General features: G+C 72.2%; 5 protein-coding genes and 1 pseudogene. All 6 read right to left on the reverse strand.

Features of this window, described 5'->3' with window-relative positions; translation table 11 throughout:
- Positions 1–521: 521 nt before the first annotated feature.
- The gene (locus HUX53_RS28625) at positions 522–1,457 is read right to left on the reverse strand and encodes a DivIVA domain-containing protein (RefSeq protein WP_176406326.1); all 936 of its coding nucleotides are present in this window, start codon (positions 1,455–1,457) and stop codon (positions 522–524) included.
- Between the two features lie 57 nt (positions 1,458–1,514).
- Positions 1,515–1,811, reverse strand: a complete 297-nt coding sequence (locus HUX53_RS28630) for a YggT family protein (protein ID WP_067631098.1) — start codon at positions 1,809–1,811, stop codon at positions 1,515–1,517.
- 21 nt (positions 1,812–1,832) lie between these two features.
- On the reverse strand, positions 1,833–2,369 hold the full coding sequence (locus HUX53_RS28635) for a cell division protein SepF (protein ID WP_176406327.1): 537 nt from the start codon (positions 2,367–2,369) through the stop codon (positions 1,833–1,835).
- 105 nt (positions 2,370–2,474) lie between these two features.
- Positions 2,475–3,206: a YggS family pyridoxal phosphate-dependent enzyme gene (locus HUX53_RS28640; protein ID WP_309237481.1), complete on the reverse strand. Its 732-nt coding sequence runs from the start codon at positions 3,204–3,206 to the stop codon at positions 2,475–2,477.
- Entirely contained in the window at positions 3,203–4,006 is an 804-nt protein-coding gene (gene pgeF / locus HUX53_RS28645) for a peptidoglycan editing factor PgeF (protein ID WP_176406328.1), read from the reverse strand. The genes HUX53_RS28640 and pgeF overlap by 4 nt, the downstream gene beginning before the upstream one ends.
- Positions 4,003–4,226: pseudogene (locus tag HUX53_RS28650) on the reverse strand (cell division protein FtsZ); the annotation flags it as partial. The pseudogene HUX53_RS28650 and the gene pgeF, both read right to left, overlap by 4 nt.

Raw genomic sequence — 4,226 nt, forward strand, 5'->3', positions numbered from 1 at the left:
CGTGGTCGGCAGCGTCGGATGTGTATAAGGGCCCGCCGTCCCGGCCGGGCCCGAGCAAGAAGGCCAAGAAGGACAAGCGCAAGGAGGCCGCCGGGGGCGCGGCCTTCTTGCGCTTGTCCTTCTTGGCCTTCTTGCTCGGGCTCGGCCGGGAGGGTGCCGCGGAGGATCCCGGACCCCAGAGCTCCTTGCGCCGCAGGAACACCCCGATGGCGAGGCACAGCGCGGAGACGATGCTCACGGCGATCGATATGTAGATCACCACCAGCGCGTCCAGGCCGAAGACCTGGGCGCTGTCTCCGTTGCCGGCGACGATTCCCGCTACCAGCAGGGCGATCGCCACCACCACGAGAACGCCACTCAGGATGATCACAGGGTCTCTCCCACTCGTTCGGACCGCTCGGCTCCGGGCCGCGCAACGGACCCGGCAGCCGTCCCGTGCAACCGCCCGGAATCACCGGGGTGGCGCCGCTGCCACGCCCGGCGCGGGGATCGGGACGACACTATCGCCTGCGGCCGCCGCGTCAGCGCCGGTCGTGCGGCGGGTTGTCGCCGCCCGCGTGGAACGCGCCGGTCGCCGAGTGCTGCACCTGCTGGCCGTGCTCGCCGGGCGGCGGGAACTGGCCGGGCGCGGGGGACGGTCCGCCGGCGGTGCCGTTGCGGTTGTCGGCGTGCGGCAGGCCGCCCTGCGGACCCGTGTGCGGACCCTGCGGCGCGTTCGGCTGGGACTGGACGACGGGGGCCGCGCCCGGGACGGCGGCGAACGCGCCGGTCTCGGTGCTGCCCGCCTCCAGGTCGCGCAGCTGGCCCTCCAGGTACACCTTCAGGCGGCTGCGGTACTCGCGCTCGAACGCGCGCAGGTTGTCGACCTCGCGCTCCAGCTCCTCGCGCTGCTGCACGAGCGAGCCCATGACCTGGCGGTGCCGCTCCTGGGCGTCGCGGTCGAGGGCCTCGGCGCGCGAGCGGGCCTCGCTGACGATCTGGTCGGCCTGCCGGCGGGCCTTGCCGAGGATCTCCTCGGCCTCCCGGCGGGCGCGGCCGAGGGTCTCGTCGGCCTCCCGGCGGGCGTCGGCGATCGCCTGGTCGGCGGTCTGCTGCGCCAGCGCGAGGACGCGGGCCGCGGTGTCCATGTTGTCCTCGCCGGAGGGCGCGGGCGCCATGCCGAGGCCGCCGAGGGGGGCGGGCTCCGGCTCGGGCTGCGGCTGCGGCTCGGGGCGCGGCGGCTCGGGGATCTTCTGCACGTCCGGCTTCGGCTCCACGATGGGAGCGGCCATGGCGGGAACCTTGCCGCGCAGGCATTCGGCCAGCTTGGCCCGCAGCTCCTCGTTCTCCTGGATGAGGCGGTCGAGCTCGGCCTCGACCTCGTCGAGGAAGGCGTCCACCTCCTCCTCGTCGTACCCCGGCCTCAGCCTGGTGGTACTGAACTGCTTGTTCCGCACGTCGGCGGGTGTCAGCGGCATGTTCTCGTCTCCTTGGCGCGCTTGGAGTCTGTCCCTGCAGGACGGTATCCGATCGGTCTACGGACCGCCGAATATGGAGCCGATGACCATGATCAGGATCCAGACCACAAGGATGAGCACGGTGAAGCTGAGGTCCAGTGCAACGTTACCCAGCCTGACGGGCGGGATGAAACGCCTCAGCAGTTTCAGGGGCGGGTCGGTGACGGTGTAGGTCGCCTCGGCGATCACCAGCACCACCCCCGACGGCTTCCATTGGCGGGCGAACGACTGCAGGACCTCCAGCACCAGTCTCCCGATGAGGAAGAGGAGGAAGAAGTACAGGAGGTACGTCAGCACCTGTCCAGCGATGTTCACGGATACTCTCGCATGCAATTCTCAGCTTTGGTTGAAGAACCCACGTTCCGCCATCCGGGCCTTGTCCTCGGCCGTCACCTCCACGTTGGCGGGCGACAGCAGGAACACCTTGTTCGTAACACGCTCGATGCTCCCGTGCAGGCCGAACACGAGACCCGCCGCGAAGTCGACCAGACGCTTGGCGTCGCTGTCGACCATCTCGGTCAGATTCATGATCACCGGCGTGCCCTCCCTGAAGTGCTCCCCGATGGTCCGAGCCTCGTTGTAGGTCCTTGGATGCAGAGTAGTGATACGAGCGAGGTCGGTGGTACCGGACTCGTAGAGCGCCACGGAGCGTCGCTCGATGGTGGACGTGGAGTGATGGTCGCGATCCCGGTCCGCGGCCTCTTCGGCTCGGGTAAGCTGACCGCCGGATTCGTCCTCGCGGCGGCGGGCCTGCCCGGGATCGGTCTCGTCGTCGTAGACCTCGTACTCGTCGTAGTCGCCGTACTTGTCGTCGTAACGGTCGTCCTCCACCAGGCCGAGGTAGACCGCCATCTTGCGCATCGCGCTGGCCATACGCCCCTCCGTGTCCTGTGGTGGCGGCTCCGGGCGCGTCCGGCGCCGCCGGTGGACTGTTCCGTCGTGGCGACCCGCGTACGGGCAGGTACCACTGGGGGGACATTACCTGACGATTGCCCGTCGGCCGCCGAGCAACGCCGTACCGACCCGCAGGTGTGTCGCGCCGCACGCGATCGCCTGTTCTAGATCGCCGCTCATACCCGCACTGACGATCCGGGCGTCCGGATGGTTCCTGCGCATCTCCTCCGCCACCGCCGCGAGCCGGGCGAAGGCGGGCATCGGGTCCGCACCGAGCGGCGCGACCGCCATCACGCCGCCGAGCCGCAGGCCGGCGGCTTCGGCGATCTGGTCGGCCAGCCCCGGCACGGCATCGGGGGCCGCACCGCCCCGACCCTGAGCGGCCTCCTCCTCGTCCAGCGACACCTGGACGAGGCAGCGCAGCGTGCGCCCGGCGCGGACGGCGGCGTCCGACAGCCCGGAGACAAGCCGGGACCGGTCCACCGAGTGCACGACGTCGGCGTACCCCGCGACCGCGCGAGCCTTGTTGGTCTGCAGCCGTCCGACGAAATGCCAGGTAAGGGGAAGATCGGCGCATTCGGCGGCCTTCGGACGAGCCTCCTGGTCGCGGTTCTCCCCGACCTCGGTGAGGCCGAGTCCGGCCAGCAGCCGCACATCGGCGGCGGGAAAGGTCTTCGTCACCGCGATGAGCGTGATCTCACCCTCGTCCCTCCCGGCGGCCGCGCACGCGGCGGCGATCCGGTCGCGCACCGCGGCGATCCCCTCGGCCAACTCCGCCCGCCGCTGCTCGGGGGTGAGCTTCCTCTCCTCACTCACACGCCACCCCCGACCGAGCCACCTGCCGACGAGCCGCCTTTGAGCGCGTCGTCCTTGGACGAGTCGTGTCCGAGCGAGTCGTTCTTGAGCCAGATGTATCCCGCCAAGCGGCCGGTGCGGCCTTCGCGGCGGTAGGAGAAGAGGTCGGGGTGCTCGATGGTGCAGCGCGGGTCGGTGTCGCCGGCGGTGACGCCGGCCGAGGCGAGTTGCGCGGCGACGCCGGCGCGGATGTCGAGGCCGGGCGTGCCCTTGGACGTGGTGGAGTACGCGGCGGGCACGACGGCGGCGACCCCGTCCCGCATCTCGGCGGGCCCCTCGTAGCAGCGGCCGCACGCGGCGGGCCCGATCGCGGCGGTCATCCGGGCCGGGTCGGCGCCCTGGTCGCACATCGCCTCCACCAGCGCCGGGACGACCCCGGCGGCCGTGCCGGGACGGCCGGAGTGGGCGGCGCCGACGACCCCGGCGGCGGGGTCGGCGAGCAGCACGGGCGCGCAGTCGGCGACGAGGACGGCGAGGGCGAGGCCCGGGACGGTCGTGACGACGGCGTCGACGGGGCCGGGAAGGTCGGGGGAGGTGACGAACGCGACGTCGGCGCCGTGCACCTGCCGCATGAAGACGGTGCGGGCGGGGTCGACGCCGAGCGCTTCGGCGGCGCGCCGCCGGTTGCCGAGCACGGCGGCGGAGTCGTCGCCGACCGCGCCGCCCAGGTTCAGGGAGTCGTAGGGGGGCCTGCTCACGCCGCCGGCGCGGCCGGTGAAGGCGGCGCCGACGCCGTCGCCCAGGGCGACGGTGGTGATCACTTCAGGAAGTCGGGGACGTCGAGGTCGTCGTCCTCGTCGAACACCACGGGACGGCGGCGCTGCCCGGAGGAGGCGGGGCCGCCGTCGTTCTCTCCCGCGTGCACGCGGGGAGAGGACTGCTCGGTGGGCTGGCGCGGCGCGGGGGCGCGCGACCCGGCGGACTCGCCGGCGTCCCGGTCCCCCGGCGGACCGGCCGGGGCGTTCTCGCCCCGGGCGGGCT

This window comes from Actinomadura sp. BRA 177, from assembly GCF_013372625.1.
In the GTDB taxonomy this organism is placed as follows: Bacteria; Actinomycetota; Actinomycetes; order Streptosporangiales; family Streptosporangiaceae; genus Spirillospora.

What these genes read in the sequence shown, in the direction of transcription:
- HUX53_RS28625 (WP_176406326.1), bottom strand. Translation starts at nt 1,457, where the DNA reads ATGCCGCTGACACCCGCCGACGTGCGGAACAAGCAGTTCAGTACCACC.
- HUX53_RS28635 (WP_176406327.1), bottom strand. Translation starts at nt 2,369, where the DNA reads ATGGCCAGCGCGATGCGCAAGATGGCGGTCTACCTCGGCCTGGTGGAG.